This window comes from Aeoliella sp. (assembly GCF_965227375.1).
Lineage (GTDB): Bacteria > Planctomycetota > Planctomycetia > Pirellulales > Lacipirellulaceae > Aeoliella.
Genome location: NZ_CBDDFX010000002.1, coordinates 2,928,799 through 2,946,335, shown reverse-complemented (window position 1 = coordinate 2,946,335; position 17,537 = coordinate 2,928,799). Strand labels below are relative to the sequence as shown.

General features: G+C 59.2%; 19 protein-coding genes. 7 read left to right on the top strand and 12 right to left on the bottom strand.

Features of this window, described 5'->3' with window-relative positions:
- Positions 1-14: 14 nt before the first annotated feature.
- From ACQK2L_RS24565 to ACQK2L_RS24550, 4 genes are all read right to left on the bottom strand, one after another.
- Complete coding sequence (locus tag ACQK2L_RS24565; protein ID WP_425399688.1) at positions 15-518, bottom strand: hypothetical protein; 504 nt, start codon at positions 516-518, stop codon at positions 15-17.
- Positions 519-599: 81 nt separating this feature from the next.
- Positions 600-1,142, bottom strand: a complete 543-nt coding sequence (locus ACQK2L_RS24560; RefSeq protein ID WP_425399687.1) for a hypothetical protein — start codon at positions 1,140-1,142, stop codon at positions 600-602.
- A gap of 149 nt (positions 1,143-1,291) precedes the next feature.
- On the bottom strand, positions 1,292-2,296 hold the full coding sequence (locus ACQK2L_RS24555; protein WP_425399686.1) for an RluA family pseudouridine synthase: 1,005 nt from the start codon (positions 2,294-2,296) through the stop codon (positions 1,292-1,294).
- 103 nt (positions 2,297-2,399) lie between these two features.
- Positions 2,400-3,359, bottom strand: coding sequence for a hypothetical protein (locus ACQK2L_RS24550; RefSeq protein WP_425399685.1), 960 nt, complete (start codon positions 3,357-3,359; stop codon positions 2,400-2,402).
- A gap of 206 nt (positions 3,360-3,565) precedes the next feature.
- Between ACQK2L_RS24550 and ACQK2L_RS24545 the strand changes: the two genes are divergently transcribed.
- The 3 genes from ACQK2L_RS24545 (at position 3,566) to ACQK2L_RS24535 (ending at position 7,186) form a co-directional block, all read left to right on the top strand.
- Entirely contained in the window at positions 3,566-5,599 is a 2,034-nt protein-coding gene (locus ACQK2L_RS24545; protein ID WP_425399684.1) for an ATP-dependent helicase, read from the top strand.
- Between the two features lie 138 nt (positions 5,600-5,737).
- Positions 5,738-5,983, top strand: coding sequence for a hypothetical protein (locus ACQK2L_RS24540; RefSeq protein WP_425399683.1), 246 nt, complete (start codon positions 5,738-5,740; stop codon positions 5,981-5,983).
- Positions 5,984-6,139: 156 nt separating this feature from the next.
- A complete protein-coding gene (locus tag ACQK2L_RS24535; protein WP_425399682.1) occupies positions 6,140-7,186 on the top strand; it encodes a hypothetical protein in 1,047 nt (348 codons plus the stop codon).
- Positions 7,187-7,232: 46 nt separating this feature from the next.
- On the opposite strand, the gene ACQK2L_RS24530 is transcribed toward ACQK2L_RS24535, so the two are convergent.
- Positions 7,233-8,429 carry a toxin-antitoxin system YwqK family antitoxin gene (locus tag ACQK2L_RS24530; protein WP_425399681.1) on the bottom strand — a complete coding sequence of 399 codons (1,197 nt, stop codon included), beginning with the start codon at positions 8,427-8,429 and terminating at the stop codon, positions 7,233-7,235.
- Between the two features lie 127 nt (positions 8,430-8,556).
- Here ACQK2L_RS24530 and ACQK2L_RS24525 point away from each other — a divergent pair, with 127 nt between their 5' ends.
- Positions 8,557-8,715, top strand: coding sequence for a hypothetical protein (locus tag ACQK2L_RS24525; RefSeq protein WP_425399680.1), 159 nt, complete (start codon positions 8,557-8,559; stop codon positions 8,713-8,715).
- Positions 8,716-9,068: 353 nt separating this feature from the next.
- On the opposite strand, the gene ACQK2L_RS24520 is transcribed toward ACQK2L_RS24525, so the two are convergent.
- The 5 genes from ACQK2L_RS24520 to ACQK2L_RS24500 form a co-directional block, all read right to left on the bottom strand.
- Positions 9,069-9,605 (bottom strand): DUF7691 family protein, encoded by a 537-nt coding sequence (locus ACQK2L_RS24520; RefSeq protein WP_425399679.1) that lies wholly within the window; start codon positions 9,603-9,605, stop codon positions 9,069-9,071.
- 9 nt (positions 9,606-9,614) lie between these two features.
- The gene (locus tag ACQK2L_RS24515; protein WP_425399678.1) at positions 9,615-10,430 is read right to left on the bottom strand and encodes a hypothetical protein; all 816 of its coding nucleotides are present in this window, start codon (positions 10,428-10,430) and stop codon (positions 9,615-9,617) included.
- A gap of 253 nt (positions 10,431-10,683) precedes the next feature.
- Positions 10,684-11,214, bottom strand: coding sequence for a DUF6980 family protein (locus ACQK2L_RS24510; RefSeq protein ID WP_425399677.1), 531 nt, complete (start codon positions 11,212-11,214; stop codon positions 10,684-10,686).
- 855 nt (positions 11,215-12,069) lie between these two features.
- Complete coding sequence (locus ACQK2L_RS24505) at positions 12,070-12,585, bottom strand: hypothetical protein (protein ID WP_425399676.1); 516 nt, start codon at positions 12,583-12,585, stop codon at positions 12,070-12,072.
- A 23-nt stretch (positions 12,586-12,608) separates the two neighbouring features.
- Positions 12,609-13,031 (bottom strand): hypothetical protein, encoded by a 423-nt coding sequence (locus tag ACQK2L_RS24500; protein WP_425399675.1) that lies wholly within the window; start codon positions 13,029-13,031, stop codon positions 12,609-12,611.
- A gap of 621 nt (positions 13,032-13,652) precedes the next feature.
- On the opposite strand from ACQK2L_RS24500, the gene rsmH reads away from it, so the two are divergent.
- Together rsmH and ACQK2L_RS24490 are read left to right on the top strand one after the other, a co-directional pair.
- Positions 13,653-14,537 carry a 16S rRNA (cytosine(1402)-N(4))-methyltransferase RsmH gene (gene rsmH, locus ACQK2L_RS24495; protein WP_425399674.1) on the top strand — a complete coding sequence of 295 codons (885 nt, stop codon included), beginning with the start codon at positions 13,653-13,655 and terminating at the stop codon, positions 14,535-14,537.
- A gap of 37 nt (positions 14,538-14,574) precedes the next feature.
- Positions 14,575-15,024 carry a hypothetical protein gene (locus ACQK2L_RS24490; RefSeq protein ID WP_425399673.1) on the top strand — a complete coding sequence of 150 codons (450 nt, stop codon included), beginning with the start codon at positions 14,575-14,577 and terminating at the stop codon, positions 15,022-15,024.
- A gap of 7 nt (positions 15,025-15,031) precedes the next feature.
- Here the strand turns inward: ACQK2L_RS24490 and ACQK2L_RS24485 are convergent, their stop codons facing one another.
- Positions 15,032-15,370, bottom strand: coding sequence for a hypothetical protein (locus ACQK2L_RS24485; protein WP_425399672.1), 339 nt, complete (start codon positions 15,368-15,370; stop codon positions 15,032-15,034).
- A gap of 3 nt (positions 15,371-15,373) precedes the next feature.
- Here ACQK2L_RS24485 and ACQK2L_RS24480 point away from each other — a divergent pair, with 3 nt between their 5' ends.
- The gene (locus tag ACQK2L_RS24480) at positions 15,374-16,522 is read left to right on the top strand and encodes a hypothetical protein (RefSeq protein ID WP_425399671.1); all 1,149 of its coding nucleotides are present in this window, start codon (positions 15,374-15,376) and stop codon (positions 16,520-16,522) included.
- Here ACQK2L_RS24480 and ACQK2L_RS24475 read toward each other — a convergent pair.
- On the bottom strand, positions 16,473-17,498 hold the full coding sequence (locus ACQK2L_RS24475; protein WP_425399670.1) for a tetratricopeptide repeat protein: 1,026 nt from the start codon (positions 17,496-17,498) through the stop codon (positions 16,473-16,475). The two genes, ACQK2L_RS24480 and ACQK2L_RS24475, sit on opposite strands and share 50 nt — an antisense overlap.
- Between the last annotated feature and the right edge of the window lie 39 nt (positions 17,499-17,537).

Below are 17,537 nucleotides of genomic sequence, written 5' to 3'. Positions count from 1 at the left end.
TCAACGTCGTGGTGCTAACTATGTCGCCTGTTTGCTACGCGACGCAGTAGGGGAAGGCCGGCGAGCGAACCCAAGAGGATGCCAACGGCGCTTGGTTCGGGCACGACCGTGAAATAGAGTGGCTCGGAATACTGCGTGTCTTCGGCGATCTGCTTACTAACAATCAGTTCGTAGGTGCCGGGGCCAAGCTTGCCGAGGTTTACGACCTCGTCGGGGGTGAAGAAAGCAGGAAACGCTGTGCTGCCAGGTGGAATGTCCGGAGGAAGATAGTTGAAGTCGATGACAATCGATCCATTGTCTATCACAATGGTTGGATCGAACGTTGATAGTACATTCACTCCATAGTTGGTGATACTGGCCCTGACTTCCGTGTCTTCAAACGGTGTGGGATTGGGGGCAAGCAGTTCCACTTCGAAGTTCAATTCGAATGTCTCTTGCCCTGTTGCTTCTGCTTGGAAAGACAAAACAATCAGCACAGAACTAACGAGGCCTGCCCAACTCTTGTAGGTGAGTAACATATCGAGTTCCGGGGTAGGTGAGAGAATTGCCCCTAAAGCGAGCTCTCCAATGCCTCTTAAGTATATCGGAATAACCTGCTGTTAGCCGGCAGCGGGGCTTCGAACGTCATCCGCTCGCCAAAGCTGCGATTTCACTGCTATGTGACGCAGTAGGGAAAAGCAAGCGAGCGTGCCCAAGAGAAAGCCGGCCGTGCTCGGTTCGGGCACGACTGTGAAATTAAGCGGGGACGAATAGCTATATTCGCTTTCCGTTCTCTGCTTCCTGACGACCAACTCGTAGTTGCCGGGGCTTAATTTGCCGAGGCTGATGGTCTCGTCGATAAATTTGGCTGCTGGCAAGTAAATCCCGTCAGGACCAAAGTCTGGTGGGAAGTAGATGAGATCGACCAGAATTGAATTGTCAGTCGTGGTAACGTTTGGCTCAAAGATCGCTTGAACACCTACACCGAAATTCGTGATCTGAGCCCTGACTTCCGTGTCTTCAAATGGTGTGGGATTGGGGGTAAGCAGTTCCACTTCGAAGTTCAATTCGAATGACTCTTGCCCTATTGCTTCTGCTTGGAAAGACATAACAAGCAGCACAGAACTAACAATGCCTGCCCAACTCTTGTAGGTGAGTAACATATCGAGTTCCGTGGTAGGTGAGAGAATTGCCCCTCAAGCGAGCTCTCCAATACCTCTTGAGTATATCGGAACATCCTGCTGTTTGCCAGCAAGTCGAGACCAAGAAAAATAGCAGAAAAGCATGAAGTGGATGAGGCGGAAGTGATTCTTCAATTCTTAACGCTTCGCAAGCATTCCAGCGCCTTGGCCATATCCTCCGGCAGCGGGGCTTCAAACGTGATCCGCTCGCCGGTGCTGGGGTGGTTGATCGATAGCCGTCGGGCGTGGAGGGCTTGGCGCTGGAGGATGGCATTCGCTGGGGGCTCGCGGAGCTCGACCCCAGGCACCCGGCTGAGTTCTTGAGCCGTGATCCTATCCGAGCCGCCGTAGAGCTTATCGCACAGAATCGGCAACCCGACGCTCGTTAGATGGACGCGGATTTGGTGGGTGCGGCCCGTTTTGGGGAGTACTTTTAGCAGGCTGAAGCGCTCGAATCGCTCTAGTACTTCAAAAGTCGTTACGGCCTCGCGAACGTCGGGGTGGTTGGGGCGGATGGCCATCGCTTCGCGCAATTTGGGGTGCGGGCCGATGGGGCGGTCGATTACGTCGGCGTCGCGGTCGGGCACGCCGCGGACGATGGACCAGTACTCCTTTTCGGTGGTGCGGGCTTTGAACTGCGCGGCTAGGGCTTCGTGCGAGCGATCGTCGCGGGCCACGGCGATCACGCCGCTGGTGTCGCGATCGAGTCGATGGACGATGCCGGGCCGCTGCGGGCCGCCGGTGGTGCTGAGCTGGCCGAAGCGGAATGCCAGGGCGGAGGCCAACGTGCCGCTCCAGTGCCCTTTGGCGGGGTGAACGATCATGCCGGCCGGTTTGTTGACCACGACCATCCAATCGTCTTCGAACAGGATATCGAGCGGGATCTCTTCGGGCTCGGGGCCAGGACGGACCGTTTCGATCTGCGCAACACGCACCGTCCAGCCGAATTCAACGCGGAGCGACGGTTTTACGTCCGCCTGGTCGACCGAGACTTGGCCTGCGGCGATTGCCCGCTGCACGGCGGCGCGGCTGTAGGCGGTGAGCTGCGCGGCAACGAACGCGTCGAGCCGCTGCCCTGCTGCCGACTCGTCGACCACGAGCACCTGCGGCCAATCGGGTTGCGCAGCGTCGGTCATCGCGGCAGTGAAGATTGGGGGCACGACACCCGGAGCACGGCCGCCTGGGCCATTTCTAGCTATTCGTGCTACGGCCGATGGCGGCCATAGTACGTGTTGAGGTCTACTCTTTGGGCTCTTCGGTGGCTGGCTCTTCGGTCACCGATTCTTCGGTCGCGGACTCTTCAGCAGCGGGTTCTTCGCTGCTGGGTTCTTCCATGGCGGGACCTTCGCCAGCCGCCGGTTCGGTGGCCTCGGGCGAGGGGATGTCGGCGAAGGGATCCACCTTGGGGCCTTCGTCGTCGGCTGGCATGTCGTCGTAGCGGTTGCCCTTGGACTCGGGCGCCAGGTTCTGGAACTGGTTCAGCTTGTCCAACAGCATCTCGCCCTGACGTCGGGTAGAGTCGGCATCCGAGCCCGGCAAGTTAAGTGAGTCGGGCGAGAATCCGGGCATGCCGCCTCGGCCGAAGCTCGGCATGCTGGCTCCCTGAGCCCTCGCCAGCCAATCGCCGTAGCTGGCGGCATCGACTGCTTCGAGCTCCGTCACTCTGGCATCGGCTATTTCGCTGAAAGTGCCAGTCACTTTGTTGTAGGCGTCGATCGCCTCGGCGATTTCGCCCTTGGCTTCCAGTGCCTTGGCAAGTCCCAGTTGGGCGCGGCTCTTGAGCACATCGTCGGAAGCGGAGTCGATAAGTTGCTTGTAGGTGGTCGCAGCCGCGTCGAGCGCCTCGATCGCTTGCTGCTTGTTGGAAAAGTAGCTTCGGCAACCTTCGGCCAGTTGCCCATCGGCCCAAGCCATATCGGCCAGTTCGCCCACCGCCTCGCCGCTGTGCTCATCGGCCGCGGTGCGTAGCGCCAGAGCGTCGTACTTGCCCGGCAGCGTGGCGATGGTGTAGGAGTCCCACTGCTGGTCCTTTTTGCTCCGCACGCTATTGGTGGTGAGGCTGATGATGGCCCACAACGCAGCGACGCCCAGCACGCCATACACAATGTAAGAGGAGTAGGGGCCGAGCTTCTCGCCTGCAGTGGTGAGCAGCTTGGCCAGCGAGTTGGTTTCCAGCTCGTGACGTTCTTCGGATTTCATCGTTTTCGCCTGGGCGGACGTTTGTGGTTGGTTGGGAAACCGTAAGTGTAGAATCTGTAGCGGTTTAACGTCAAGCGGAGGATTTTCCTTGGCGAGCCGGAAGCGTCGGCGCCCGGAGCAAACCACTCGAAACTCAGGGCGTCGACGCTAGCGGCTCGCCCGGGTATTATGCCATGCCACCTTTGTCCTCCCCGCATGATGCTACGATGTCCGACGGATTGAACCCACCACAACGCGACGCGGTCAACACGCTCGGCGGGCCGCTGCTGGTGCTGGCTGGGGCGGGGACCGGCAAGACGCGGGTGGTGACGTTCCGCATCTCGAACCTTATCCGTCACCGCATCAAGCCCGATCGCATCCTGGCGGTGACATTCACCCGCAAGGCGGCGGGCGAGATGCAGGAGCGAGCGGCCGCGCTACTGCCGGGCAAATACCGCAAGGCCGACGCCCCGCGGCCCGAAATTTCCACGTTCCACGCCCTGTGCGTCCGCATCCTCCGCCGCCACGCACCCGTGCTGGGCTATCCCGAGCGGTTCGCCATCTGCGACCGCGGCGATCAAGAGAGCACCGCCCGAGCGGCCCTTCGCGAGATTCGCGCCCCGGCCGATAGCTTGAAGCCGAGCGACCTGCTGGGCTTCATCGGCCGCTGGAAGATGTCGTCCATCACGCCCGAGGGAGCGATGGGCGCGGCCGAGACCGACCGCGAGCACCTGGCCGCGGCCGCGTATCGGCGGTACCAGAAGGCGCTCAAGAACAGCGGCATCGTCGACTTCGACGACCTGTTGCTGCTGACCGAGAAATTGTTCACCGAACATCCCAATGTACGTCGCGCGGAAGCCGCGCGGTTCGACCACGTGCTGATCGACGAGTACCAGGACACCAACCACAGCCAATACGAAATCGTCCGCGGGCTGGCGATGGGGCACCGCAATCTGTGCGTGGTGGGCGACGACGATCAATCGATTTACGGCTGGCGCGGTGCGGAGGTCACACACATTCTGCGTTTCGCCAAGGACTGGCCCGACGCCAAGGTGGTGCGGCTGGAGGACAACTATCGCTCGAGTGCAGCGATCATCGAACACGCCAACACGCTGATTGCCTTCAACGCCGAGCGCCACGACAAGATCCTCAAAGCCGCGCGGCACGAGGGGCCTGCGCCGCGCATTTTGCAGTTCAAGGACGAGCAGGACGAAGCGGTTAGCGTGGTGAAGGACATTCAGCGGCTGATGGGCATGGGCCGCGGCGCGAAGGACTTCGCCATCCTGTTTCGCACCAACGAGCAGCCGCGGGCGTTTGAGACCGAGCTGCGGGCGGCGAACTTGCCGTACGTGCTGATCGGCGGCATGAGCTTCTTCGATCGCCGCGAAGTGCGCGACCTACTCGCGTTCTTACGATTGGTGGCCGATCCGGGCGACGACCCGGCGGTGCTGCGGGTGCTGAACACTCCCCCACGGGGCATCGGCGAAGCAGCCCGTAAGGCCCTGGTGACCGAGGCCGCTGCGCGGGGCAAGCACGTGTGGGACATGATTGAAAGTCCCACCGGCGTGACCGGCCTGTCGAAGGCGGCGATGAAAGGCGTGCTGGAATTCCGCAACATGGTGCACAACTGGCAGCATCAGGCCGACGGGATGGACGTCGAGGACATGTTCCGTCGCATCCTGGACGACACGCGGTACGAGTCGGAACTGCAGCGACTGTACGAAGACCCCAACGACCGCGACGCCCGCTGGGCCACCGTGGAGGAAATCACCAACGCGGCGGCCAGCTACGACACGCGACGCAAATCGCGGAAGAAGTCGACCCGCGATCGCATCATCGCGTTCCTAGACGATCTGCTGGTCGGCAACCAGGACGAGAGCCGCGAGAAGGAGAAACAACTCTCGCAAAACGCCATCGCCCTGATGACGCTGCACAGTTCGAAAGGTCTGGAGTTTCCGTTCGTCTACCTGGTCGGCCTCGAGGAGGGCATCCTGCCCCACAAGCGGAGCCTAGAAGGCACCGAGAAAGACATCGCCGAAGAACGCCGCCTGGCGTACGTCGGTGTGACCCGCGCGCAGGACGAACTGACGATGACCATGGCCCTGACGCGCCGGAAATGGGGCAAGCCGCGCGAGACGATCCCCAGCCGATTCCTGTTCGAAATGACCGGGCAAGCCGAGAACTTCGTGAAACGCCAACGCGCGGCCAAAGGGCCCAAGGGCGGGCAGCGGCGTCCCGGGGCGAAGACGCGCAAGGGGTGATTCGCCGTGTCATCGTGAAGGAGCCTAAGCGACTGAAGGATCTACACAATGCGGAAGTAACTTCATTGGCCCTCTAAAGGATGAAACGAATTTCTTGCACAAACCACCTATTGTAGAGCTTAAGCTCAGGAGTAAGCCATGAGCGAATACTACGAAGAAATACCACTTGAGTACCCGAAGAAATCGAGAGTTTCTACTGAGAATGAGTTTGTGGGAGACGGGTGGAGCATACGAAAGGTAGACAGCAGGTACATATTCGAATACATCTCAGGGGAGTTGGCTGGCATGGCGAAGAGTATCGAAGTCACGCAGTCCGATTTTGAACTCGCAGCGGCGGGCCAGATATCCTGTGATGAACTCTGCATCAAATACAACGTGTCTTGACACCGCGAGCGTCAGATATGAGGTAGTCTCATTTGCCCTTGTTCCAGAAATCCTCGTTTCCCGCTGTAACACCTCTAGAATCCCCCCGTATGAGATCGTGAAGCCACCGGTTGGGTGGCGGATTTCACATAATCTCAGGGAATTGCGAGGTGCATCATGCGGGCTCTGGTACTTTCATTTTCGGCTTTTGCAGCGGTTCTGGCGGGTTTTTCGGTCTCTGGCGTCGCCCGGGCCGATAGTTCCGACCTGATGCGGCTGGTGCCGGCGAACGCTTTGTACCGGGCCCTGGTGAGCGATAGCTCGCGCACGGACTTCGAACCTGCCGAATCGGACGATGAGGATTGGGCTGCGACCGAGCCCGAGGTGGCAGCTACGCCACCGCTTCCCGAACTGCCAGAGCTACCTGAGCAGCCCGAAGCCCTCCCCACCGATCCGACCACTGACGAGTCCGACGACCTGAGCGACGATACGGACGGGCCCATGCCGGTGGAAGCCGACATGCCACCCGCCGAGGAGCCTGAGACGACCGAGCAGCAGCCAGTAGAGGAAGCAGGCGGATTCAAGTACGACGACGAGTTGTTGACACTTGGGCTCGACGAACTGCCGCTGGTCGACCTGCGTGCTGAGTCGCCAACGGAATTGCCGGCTCCGCTGGACGAGATGATCGAAGCGGCCGAAGAAACTCCGATGATCGAAGAGCCACTGGACGAATCGCCGACTCCTGCCGAGCCGATGATCGAAGAACCTGCCGCGCCGGGGCCCGAAGAGGTTGCTCCGCTGCCGCGACTGCCGCTTCCCGCCGACCCGTTCTTCGGCAGCATCAACACCATGCTGGGTGCAACGGGGTCGCAGCCCTGGATCACCGCCGATGCGGTTCGCCCACCGACCTCGGCCCGGTTCTTCGACGGCAAGTGGGTGAACCTCGATCCTTGGGGCAAACCCACCCTGTCGGTCGATGAACTATCCGTGTTCGCCAGTGGCGAGTCACTCAACTTCAACACTCGCAATGCGGGCGACGTTGAAGGGCGGGCAGTGCTGCTGGTCGACGGTCGGGCGCTGCGATTGAAGACGCTCGAGTGGACCGACTCTCTCGTGAACCTCGACCTGCCGGAGCTGAAGCTCGCCCGGCCGACCATCGCCCGCGTGTACATTGCCGACGCCAATGGCACGGTCGTCGACTTCGCCGACTTTCTGTTGGAATAAACAGCGAGTGGCAAGCCAGTGATGTGCACTGGCTTGCCATTCCGAGTTACCTGGGCTGGCGCAACTCCAACATCGGCGCCTGGCTGGTGCGGTTGATGTCCGATTCTTCGGAGTGCTCCGCCTGTCGATCCGATTCGTCGAACGTCGAGCGGTTGGCAAGTTGTCCATTTTCGTCCCACCACCGCCACTCGCCGATGCTGCGACCGTTGTCGTACCAGCCGGTGATCGCTTTTTGGCCATTTTCGTGCCACCACACCCAGTGGCCAGCGTAGTCGTTGTTCTTGAAGTCGCCTTCGGCCGAGATCTGACCGTTCGGGTGCCAGAAGCGGAAGTGACCCACCCGCTTGTTGTATTCGTACTGGCCTTCGATCTCCAATTGGCCGTTGGTGTACCACGACTTCGAGGTTCCGTGACGGAGCGGCTCGCCTTGCTGGTCGTAGGTGGCGAACTTGCTGTTCCAGAAATCGTCGGCCGTCTTCTGCACGGTCTTCGGTGCCAAGTACATTTCTTCGATGCGTTTCTGACGCTTGGCTCGCGTGTGGTACTCCACGTTCGTGGCGATGCGACGCCCATCCAGGTACGTGGCGGCGCGCTCGAGCTTGCCGGTGGAGTTGTTCGCCTGCAGGACTTCGCCGACGGGCGTGCCCTGGTTGTACTCGGCCTGGCGGAGCACGTCGCCGCTGGGCAGCCAGGTCATGGCCAGACCGTGGCGCACTCCGTTTTCGAAGCTGATCTGGCTGACCTTGCGTTGCTCGGCGTCCAGGATGAGCCAATCGCCGTCGATCTTGTCGTTGCTGAAGTTCGCGTTCGAAGTGAACGGCGCCTTGAACATGCGGAACGGCGCTTCGCGGAGGATTTCGGCGTTGTTGCGGTCCAGGCTCAGCGTCCAGGTGCCAATTCGCTTGCCGTAGTTGTATTGACCGCTGGCGATCAACGATCCGGATGGATCGAGCATCTGCCACGAGCCGTGGTTCACGTAGTTGCCATCGGTGTCGAGCGTCACTTCCCGTTCGATGTGCACGTTGCCGTTCGGGTAGCGCTCGCGAAAGACCTCGATCTTCGCCTTGTTCTGCACCGGAGTGATCGCGGCTCTGGGCTTCATCGCCAGTTCCGGCACGTCGAACGCATCCGGCAGAGCGGTTACCAGGTTCTGGGCGGTCGCCGACTGCAGCGCCAAGCCAGAGGTCATGACGAGGGCGGCTAGCGCCGCGAGGCACGATTGCAGTGATTGCGTGGACTTCATCGCCGAATCCTCTCGCTACTGGGTCTACCGAAGCTGTGCCCGTCGAAGGGGAAGGGGCATACCTCTCGCTTCGGTCGAACTGGTAAGGTACTTAGCAAAACCGATCGGTTCGGCGCGCACGGAAACTATGGCAATTCAGAACCAACCGCTGCTTCCGGAGCGTCCCGAAGCCGCTACGCAGATGGAGGAGCTTACCGAGCCGTTAAAGCTTCACACGGCCCGGGCTGCTGGCAAAGACGTTTTGACAGGAGACATTGGAGGACTCAGCGCCGCAGAGCACAACTAAATCTGTTGGAACAGGAGGCAACAGAGGTAACAGAGAAGACGAGAGATGACAAAGCCGTGGCCGTTCCACGCTTGTAATGTTAGCCACGGATAGACACGGATGGGCACGGGTCGAATTGCGTGAGTGCGATATGTTCAGACAGCCCCGAAGGGGCGTAATATGGTAGCCCGGGGCAAGCGCCGGCGAGGAACGAGCCAAGCGCCGCCCCGGGTTGAAGAAGCGAAGCTAGCAGCGGTCGAGGGGCACGTTTTCCACTAGTCGGAGCATGACCGAGACCGCAATTAGGCCGCTAACGGAACCACCCACCCTACGTTCCACGGTTCATTGTTCATCGACTAACTACGAAACCGACCCTATCCATAGAAGCCGATAAAATCCAATCCGTCATCGGCAGCCGACTCCAAGACTTCAAGCAACTCATAGCGTGCGGCTTGAACCTCTCTGTCTTCGTGGGCGATTGACTCGTCGTCCCACTTCTGGATCAGTTTCCGCAGCTGTTCGCGGCTCAAGTACAACGGTTCATATCGAGACTCACCTGCAAACGGTGGAAAAGGCAGTCCAGTGGAGGATGCCTCCTTAAGCATTCCGAGTTCATCAAAAAAACTCCAGTGAACACCCTCCAGGCTAGGCAGGTCTACTCGCTCGCCATTCGCATTGCATACCATCTCCAAGGCATAGAGATAGTCCAAGCCCTCATTCTGCAATTCTCCTTCGATCAAAGCCGTGAGCGATTGCTCGGCCAACAATCGCTCCTCTGGTTCGCCTTCGTCTGGAAGAAGCATGCCTTCGTTGGCATCAGCAATACGCTGGTGTGTCGCTCGATCCTTGCAGCCTATAACCGAATCAAGCTTCGTCTTGTCCACCAGATATGCGAATACAGAGTAGGACATGTCGATCTTTCAAGCTGCGTCTGTGATAGTGTCTTGAGTGACAATCAGCGCGGCAGCGCGGTCGTCAAGATCAGGCATTGCCATGCGTCTATCGATGGCAAGATTCCAGAGCGTGCTGGCGTCTAAACTTACCCAGTCGCTAACGAACTGCCTACCTAGCTCCGCCTTCAGATAGTGCTGCAGGAAGGTAGAGATGTTTTCCCCAAACGAGGTTGCATCTTGGTTTTGGATCGCGAGAAGTGCGTCTCGGAGTAACTTCCAGCGCTTCGTGCGAGTTTTATCAATCTCTGTGCTGAGCGACTCCATTTCATCCGTTCGCTCATCGACTACTGCAGCTAGCAATTTGAGGTAGGCTACTCCCTGTCGTGAGAAATCGTACTCCGATTCATCGTAGGGGAGCCATGGAGCGACCCACTGGCAGAGCTTTCGGGAGTCTTCCTGTGCATGAACCAAAGTCGCCAGAAAGAGACCGTCACGGAAGACACCTGACCACAATAGGAAATCGTTGTCTTGGCTTCTCCTCATCTCTTCTGACCAATCGTCCAGAGATAGATAGTCGCCATAAAAATAGTCAACTGCGATTCTGGCACCTGCGATCGCAAACGCGCCGGAATTGGTGTCGCGGAGAGAGTATCCCAGGTGTGCTAACGTTACAATCTCAAGACACTTACTCACATCACTCCACCGCATTCCAGTATGATTCCAGTCCGCTGGATAATTCCCAAGTCCGAAAAAGTCTTCCAACGGCGCTGGATAACTTGCAGCGAGTTCGGATAGCGACTTGTTAGCGATTTCGGGATGGCCAAGAAGTTGATGTCTTTTCATAAGCTAAATCTTCAAAAAATGAAACATGTTGAATCCTTATCCGCAAACCGCCACCTGAGCCACTTCGCCAGTGGCGAGTAAAAGGTAACCATGAATTTGAAACCTCTTGTTGCGTAATGGCGGGTGAGAATTCAGAGGCCGTGGTTGGTTGTCCGAATTCTTGCGAATCCGGCTACGTTAGCGTGGAGGCGTTCCTTGTAGGTCGTCGGGTGGTGGTTCTGTCGGCGAGCCGCATTCTTCCTTGCGACTATTCTTAACAGTCCTTTATGCGTATCCCGTAGCTAGCTGACTTTGGCTTGCCCGAGATCGAGAATCCAATCTTTCCGTTCGGCCGCTCGGTTACGTGGACATCGGCCACGTCGGACAAGTTCTCGTATACGAGTAGCCGCTCAATTGTGATTTGAGGTGGACAATCAACCTCTTCAAAAGTGGTGGAACTGCAGCCCGTCGGATCATCACGGTCGGGTGGCCCCAGTGCTGCGAGTACATCTTCCACGTTCTTGCATGCTCGGAGTATTGTGAGCAGGCGATCGGTCTCGGTTCGTGAGACCACATGAAACATCGCGGGACGTTTCGAGTCTGGAGCTGCTCCTCCGCAGAAGGGGCAGTGGTAGATTACCAGCATGGCAGTTCCCCCGTCCACCGAATCGGGGTAGGTGAACTGATACTCGCCCGTTGACTCATGAAAGACGATCGGATTCTCAGGTTCGTCCGCTGCTCGCTCGAGATAGCTGCAGGTGCAGGGCACGCTGGTCACCGATGCGTGGGTTGGCTTATTGCTCATGGTGACCCCGATTCGAGAGAGGCTTGGGGAGCATTATGGGTTTTCGTTCAGAGGTTTGCTCCAACCCGGCGTAAACGCCGGGCCTAAGTCATTACCATTCGCGTCCATCTGCGTGGATTCGCGGGCATTCCTGGAATCAGCTTAATCGTAAAGGTCTAAGGGAGCCACGTCGCCAATTGTGGTTGGTTGTCCGAATTCTTGCGAATCCGGCTACGTTTGCGTGGAGGCGTTCCTTGTAGGTCGTCGGGTGGTGGTTCTGTCGGCGAGACGCGTCGTCATGTTCTCAACAAGGCAACTCTATATCAAAACTCTTCAGGGTTTCGCCCCGCAAAAAATGCAAGCACTAAAGACTGGGCTTGCTCCACACGTTGAATCGGCAGTTCTTCTGGTCGGTGGTCCAGAAAGTCAATGTATATGCCTCTAGTTCTTAACTCGTGGTCCATCAAAGCGGGGACTACCTCACAGCACCTGTGGTTCTTTGACACAATGGCATAGAAGGTGTAGTCGTCGAGCACGACGAACTTAAACTTTGCCTCCGCTTCCAGTCGCTCTATGCTAATGCAAAGTGTTCGAAGTAGACGAAGTTCAAACTCGACATCGCCATCGTACCACGAAGGATCAAATGGCTTGTCACACAAAGAGGGATGCTGAGATAAGTCTAACCAAGTTTCAGGACGTGAAGCATCGAATGTCACGAGTGCACCTCATTTCACTAGTTCACACGAATGCCCCAAGACCTCCCGGCAAGACGCGTTGCCATTGTAGGGAACTTTCTACCGGCAGGTTCACCTACAGCGGAGCTGAGCGAAGTTTTGTTCCAGGGTGTCTTCGCGCGTTCGGCCAGTTGGGTGCGGGTCACTCTCCCACGAGTTGGCCGAGTTCCACGATCTCTCCTTCTCCGTAGCAACGCTTGCCATCTTTTGTTTCGCCAATGAAATACCAAATGGCTTTCGAGTCCATCAGTTTGTCCCCGCCACCCCAGTTGTTGGGGTCGGTTACGTCTTCACCTAGGCTTAGCGATGCTCCTTCGCAGGAATACCACTCGGCAAAGTCCTGCGGAGTGAACGGTTCGCCAGTCAACGTCGAGAAAACCCATTCTCCGTTCCATTCGACGAACGCGCCAAACTCGATGATCGTGACGTCTTCATTGATCGCACTCACCGTGGTTCTAATTGGCCAGGTGTACTTGCGACCGCTTCTTCCACCAAGAACCGCATGGGCAGGATTCGGATTGTGCTGCACACTTATGCCCACTGGCAGTTGGCGGATGTCCTCCAAGCTGCGTATGGGAGGTTTGGGGGAGGAGTCCGACTGCCGAGAGCAACCATTGCCGACTACTAGTGCTAGGAGTGCGAGGAGGAGGCGTTTCATGGCTATTCGCTGTGGTTGGTATGCTACTTGAACAGCAGCAGTAGATAGTTCTGGCCCTCGTCGACACTAAGCTGATAGCCGCTCATGCCCGCGATCAACTCCTCAAGTTCAAAGAGAAGTTCTCGACTCGCCTTGTCCGAGGGCAGTGTAATCAAGAGCATGTCGACAGAGTTGTCGGCCGGATCTTCGGGCAGATGTCCCATTGCCTCGACGAGTACCGCCCCACGACGGTAGCACTCTTCGACAGCGTCGAGGCTCTCTTCGTGTGATAGCTCGTAGATAACGCCGTAGTCTTCGCCTGCGGCCTCCAGCCACTCACGCGCATCAAGTGTATCGTTTTCGCGTTTGATCCGTTCTACTCCCCAGTCGTAGCGGTGCAACTCCCCGCGAGCCATGCGAGCATTCAACTCGTGATCAGCAGCGGAGAAGTACTCACTGTCACTCATGGTAAATCTCTGAGCCGTTGCAACCTTGGGAAGGAACTGCATTGAGATAGAGCTTATCCTCAATTGGCTCGTGAAGCCACTTTGCCGATGCCCGCTGAAACTTTTTCATGAGTTTGGCGTTGCTGCCGGCAAAGAGCGGTGGCGGAATCCGATCAAATGGTGCGAGGATCCTGCTTGGTGTCGGCCGAGACGGCCGACTCACTGATTTGACCTTTCTCTGATGTGCCGGTAGGAATTTTACACGCGGTGGGGGACAATGCAGGGTTAAGAACTCGGTGTCGGCGCACTGGAATGTTGGCGCGGGCTTCGAGTTTTGGGTTGCTCGGAGGCGATGATGCACCCGGCTCGCCAGGCGTGAGTTTTGCCGCAGTTTGGGGTTTTGTCGCACCTGCGGTGAACCGAGCGCAACAACTCCTGCCTCCTGAGAAAAGGTGATTGCTGCAACTGCTGGATTGCTAACGACTTACGTAAACTGGTCGCGGGCGTTTCGGTGGAGTTTTGTCGCAGGTAATCGTTTTGTCGCGACGGTGCGACAAAACTAGTGCGACAAAACCAGTGCGACAAAACCCAACTGCGACAAAACCAATTCACGGCACCAAACAACTCTGACGTCCCAACTCAATGTCCACCACCGAACACGTTCCTGTTATGCCCAAGGAGGTCCTGGAGCAGCTTGCGCTCACTGAAGGCGCGACGGTGGTCGATGGCACGATGGGCGGCGGGGGGCATACGCGGCTGTTTGCCGAACTGGTCGGGCCCACCGGGCGGGTGATTGGGCTCGATCGCGATCCAGGCGCAGTGGAGCGAACCGCCGCGGCGCTTGCCGATCTGCCAAACGTCACAGCGGTGCATGCCAACTACGCCGACGCGCCGGAGGTGCTGCGAGAGCTGGGCGTTGAATCGGTCGATGGCATTCTGCTTGATCTTGGACTATCGAGCGATCAATTGGCCGATCGCGAGCGAGGGTTCAGCTTTAAAGCCGATGGGCCGCTCGACCTGCGGTTCGATCCCACGCGCGGCGAGCCGGCCAGTAAGTTGCTAGCACGTTTAAGCGCCGAGCACCTGGCCGACATCATCTATCAGTTCGGCGAGGAGCGATTCAGTCGGCGGATTGCGCGGAAGGTGGTGGAGCGCCGGCGGCAGGCGCCGATTGAGACCGCGAGCGACCTGGCCGACTTGGTGCGAAGCGTAGTGCCGAGGTCGAAGAACCATCGCATCGACCCGGCAACTCGCACTTTTCAAGCTTTGCGAATTGCTGTAAACGACGAGCTTCAAAGCCTGGAACTGGCCCTGGGGCGACTGCCGTCGTTGCTAGCGGTCGGTGGCCGTTTGGCGGTGATCAGCTTTCATTCGTTGGAAGATCGCATGGTGAAGCTAGCGTTTCGCGATGCTGAACAGCTGGAAGTGATTACTCGTAAACCATTAGTGGCCACGGCTGCCGAGCAATCGGTAAACCCGAGGTCAAGAAGTGCAAAATTGCGTGTTGCTGAGCGAGTCGCTCCGTAGCGAGCGTACCGATTGTGCCGATAGAAGTTGTAAGACCTTGAACACAACCCGTCCCACCGCCGACTCGCCCGCCACTCGCCCCGCCATGACCACATCTGCCGCTATCGCTACCGATCCATCGCACTCCGCGCGTCGAGCGCAGCCGTTTCGCGTTTACGACCACACTCGCGTGCTGGCGTTGGTGACAGCAGTGCTACTGCTGTCCGGCTTTGGAGTGTTGCGGCTGTTGACCGGAGCGGCCGACACGCCGCGCCTGGAAACCACGACGGTCGAAAAGGCCGTTGCGCCGGCCATCGAGCCCGCGGAAGACGAAGTGCATCGTCTGCGCCCGCAGACCTCCGGAGTGCTGCCGCTGCCGAGCGTGGAACCGCCGGCCGCTGGCGAGCAGTGGAATCACGAACTGCCGCTATCGAATTGGCACATGCTGCCCCCGTCGATCGAGGGCAAGCAGATCGACCTGGCCCGCGAGCCTTCGCTGTACCGCTAAGCGGTAATTAGATCGCGTCGTCCGGCACAGCTGGCTTGCGCGTTTCGCGCCGCCGGGTGTCGCGTGCTGGTCGCTCGGCATCAGGACGCCGATCGAGCTGTCGGAGACGGAACTCGTGCATACGCCGTTCGGCGGAGTTGCGAGAGGCTTCCACCTTGAGCTTTGCGAGTTCGCTTTCGACTTCGTGTAGCTGCTTGGTCCTTTCCATCAACTCCTTTTGCGCCCGCTCGAGCATGCGTTGAGATTGCTCGCGCTGGATCTCGAGTTCGCGTTTGTGCTCGGAGAGCTTGTCGACTTCGCGTTCGAGGTCGCGACTCCTTTCTACCATTCTTTCGTGTGCTGCCATGGCTTGCTCGCGCTGTTCATTCATTCGCCGTTCCAACTGCTCGCGAGCCTCCTGCAGGGCACGCTCTCGCTGGGCAGCGCGCTCTTCGTTCCCACGAATTGCTGGTGGGCCCGGCCGACGGGGGCGATCGGTTTCGCGATCGCGTGGCTGCATAATCCGACCAGGTTGGCGCTGCTGGATCTGTTGCAGTCTGCGCAACTGCTGTTCCATCCGCTCGACCCGTTCGGCGAGCTGCTTGAGTTCCTCTTGCTGCGACCCGATTGCGGCCACGATGCGTGGGTGCGGCTTGGCCGGCGCCGCTTCCCGTTCACGAGCGGCTCGCTCGCGTTCGGCTCGTTCTCGTTGTGGCCGCTCGCGCTGGGTACGCTCACGTTCAGCGCGTCTGGCTTCGGGTTGGTCGCGTTCCCTTTCCCGTGGGCGTTCCGACTCGCGCTCCGACCGGCGCTCGCGTGGTGCGCGGCGTTCGCGCTCCATCTGCGCGATACGCTCGCGGAATGCCTTAATCCGGTCAATATTTCGGTCACGCTCTTGTGCTTGCTGTTTCTCGATTTCCACTTCGACGACATCCTCATCGAGAATTACTCGCACAGGGCCGAGGAGCTGTGGTTCGTCTGCGTGTACCTTGGGTGCCGCTGGCTGCTTTGGCTTCCCCGCCTCTTTGGTGTTCACCTGCAAGAGTTGTGGTTGGTTCCGACGCAATGCTTCACCGTCGGACTCGTACAACGCCAGCGTGGCGACGAGGTTCTTGTGCACGTTGCGAAGCACCACGCCGCCGGGCTCGGTGGGAGAGACGTGCTGTTGCTCGGCTTCGACGCGGGCGAGCGCTGTTTCGACGTTCTCTTGCCAGGCTTCGTCGCCGCAAGCGGACTGGGCTCCGCAGCACGCACAGATGGTTGCCAGTATGCCGATTCCACCAAGGTCGCGAATCCGCCTGAACATGGTCGTCCCTTTCACGAGGAGAGTCCGTGGAGCGATGCCGTTGTGCTCTTGGGGCACAGGCGGCGAGCAACTTCCACGGTCGCACGTGATGGGCGGCGTGTCAAGCAACAGCGGAGCAAATCGGCCAGAAGCCCGGAGGCTTCCGGCCTTGGTGCCAGTGCATCTACGGCAGCAACCGCGGGCCGAACTGCGGCTCGTTGGCGGCCGGCTTGACCGTGCTGTTCGGCAGCGGCTCGGAAGGCCACGCTTCTTGCGTCGCGGCCGCTGGCTGGCTGGCAGCGGGAGCCATGGCCGTTTGCGGCACCTCGGTCTGGCTCGGCGGGGCGATCTTGGCCAGTGCGGTGGCGGCCGCCTTGAGGTTGGGATTCAGACGCAGGGCTTCGGCGTAGTGGGCCGCGGCCGCTTCGTTCTGGCCACCTTTCTCCAGCAGATGTCCCATGTTGTAGTAAGCCGCGGCCGGCGGGTGCACCGACATCAGGTGGCTCATCGCACGATGCTGGTCACCGATCTCCATAAGCACCGTGGCCATGTTGTTGCGATACAGCGGCTTGGCCGGTTCCAGAGCAATCGCCTGATCGAGCAACTGCGCCGAAGGAGCCAGCTTGTTCTGACGAGCCAGGCACAGCGCCAGGTCGTTCAGCACGGCTGGGTTCTGTGGGTCGATCTTGGCGGCTTCGGCGTAGTAGCGCTCCGCATCGGCGAGTCGGTTCTGGCGGTCCTCGAAGTGTCCCAATTCGCGAAGCGTCTTCACGTTCTTGGGACCAGCGGCCAGTGCCTTCATATAGACCTGCCGGGCACCTTCCACGTCGCCCTGCTGCTCCTGCACCTGCGCCATCGCAACCATCAACGACGGAGTCGGCGGGCCGGTTGGCGTGCTGAGCGAGATGGGATTCGGCTTCGGTGCTTCCGCTTCGCCCTCCGAACTCATCCAGCCGCGCGCGGCCGCCACGGCGCGATTGTCGACCAACGCCGACGTGATCCGCTGCGTGGTGGAAGGTTGCGGCGCCGGCGCTTGGTACATGAATTGAGGTTCGGGCGCGACCTCTTTCTTGCCCCAGAACTTCGGCAGATGCCAACCCGACGACTCCTGCTTGGGGGGAGTCGGGGTCGTACTGCTGTTGAAGTACGGCGCCGCTGTCGCGAAGCTGCCGGTGGTGGCAATCAGAGTTGCAATAAGGACTTTCCGCACGGCTTTCCCTCCCTGGAATTGGTGCGTACGCACGTGGCT

Bases quoted from the DNA above. Each gene is read 5' to 3' on its own strand.
- ACQK2L_RS24505 (WP_425399676.1), bottom strand. From the start codon at position 12,585: ATGAAACGCCTCCTCCTCGCACTCCTAGCACTAGTAGTCGGCAATGGT.
- ACQK2L_RS24550 (WP_425399685.1), bottom strand. From the start codon at position 3,359: ATGAAATCCGAAGAACGTCACGAGCTGGAAACCAACTCGCTGGCCAAG.
- ACQK2L_RS24525 (WP_425399680.1), top strand. From the start codon at position 8,557: ATGGCAATTCAGAACCAACCGCTGCTTCCGGAGCGTCCCGAAGCCGCT.
- ACQK2L_RS24515 (WP_425399678.1), bottom strand. From the start codon at position 10,430: ATGAAAAGACATCAACTTCTTGGCCATCCCGAAATCGCTAACAAGTCG.
- ACQK2L_RS24565 (WP_425399688.1), bottom strand. From the start codon at position 518: ATGTTACTCACCTACAAGAGTTGGGCAGGCCTCGTTAGTTCTGTGCTG.
- rsmH (WP_425399674.1), top strand. From the start codon at position 13,653: ATGTCCACCACCGAACACGTTCCTGTTATGCCCAAGGAGGTCCTGGAG.
- ACQK2L_RS24530 (WP_425399681.1), bottom strand. From the start codon at position 8,429: ATGAAGTCCACGCAATCACTGCAATCGTGCCTCGCGGCGCTAGCCGCC.
- ACQK2L_RS24555 (WP_425399686.1), bottom strand. From the start codon at position 2,296: ATGACCGACGCTGCGCAACCCGATTGGCCGCAGGTGCTCGTGGTCGAC.
- ACQK2L_RS24510 (WP_425399677.1), bottom strand. From the start codon at position 11,214: ATGAGCAATAAGCCAACCCACGCATCGGTGACCAGCGTGCCCTGCACC.
- ACQK2L_RS24520 (WP_425399679.1), bottom strand. From the start codon at position 9,605: ATGTCCTACTCTGTATTCGCATATCTGGTGGACAAGACGAAGCTTGAT.
- ACQK2L_RS24540 (WP_425399683.1), top strand. From the start codon at position 5,738: ATGAGCGAATACTACGAAGAAATACCACTTGAGTACCCGAAGAAATCG.
- ACQK2L_RS24500 (WP_425399675.1), bottom strand. From the start codon at position 13,031: ATGAGTGACAGTGAGTACTTCTCCGCTGCTGATCACGAGTTGAATGCT.
- ACQK2L_RS24535 (WP_425399682.1), top strand. From the start codon at position 6,140: ATGCGGGCTCTGGTACTTTCATTTTCGGCTTTTGCAGCGGTTCTGGCG.
- ACQK2L_RS24485 (WP_425399672.1), bottom strand. From the start codon at position 15,370: ATGGCAGCACACGAAAGAATGGTAGAAAGGAGTCGCGACCTCGAACGC.
- ACQK2L_RS24545 (WP_425399684.1), top strand. From the start codon at position 3,566: ATGTCCGACGGATTGAACCCACCACAACGCGACGCGGTCAACACGCTC.
- ACQK2L_RS24560 (WP_425399687.1), bottom strand. From the start codon at position 1,142: ATGTTACTCACCTACAAGAGTTGGGCAGGCATTGTTAGTTCTGTGCTG.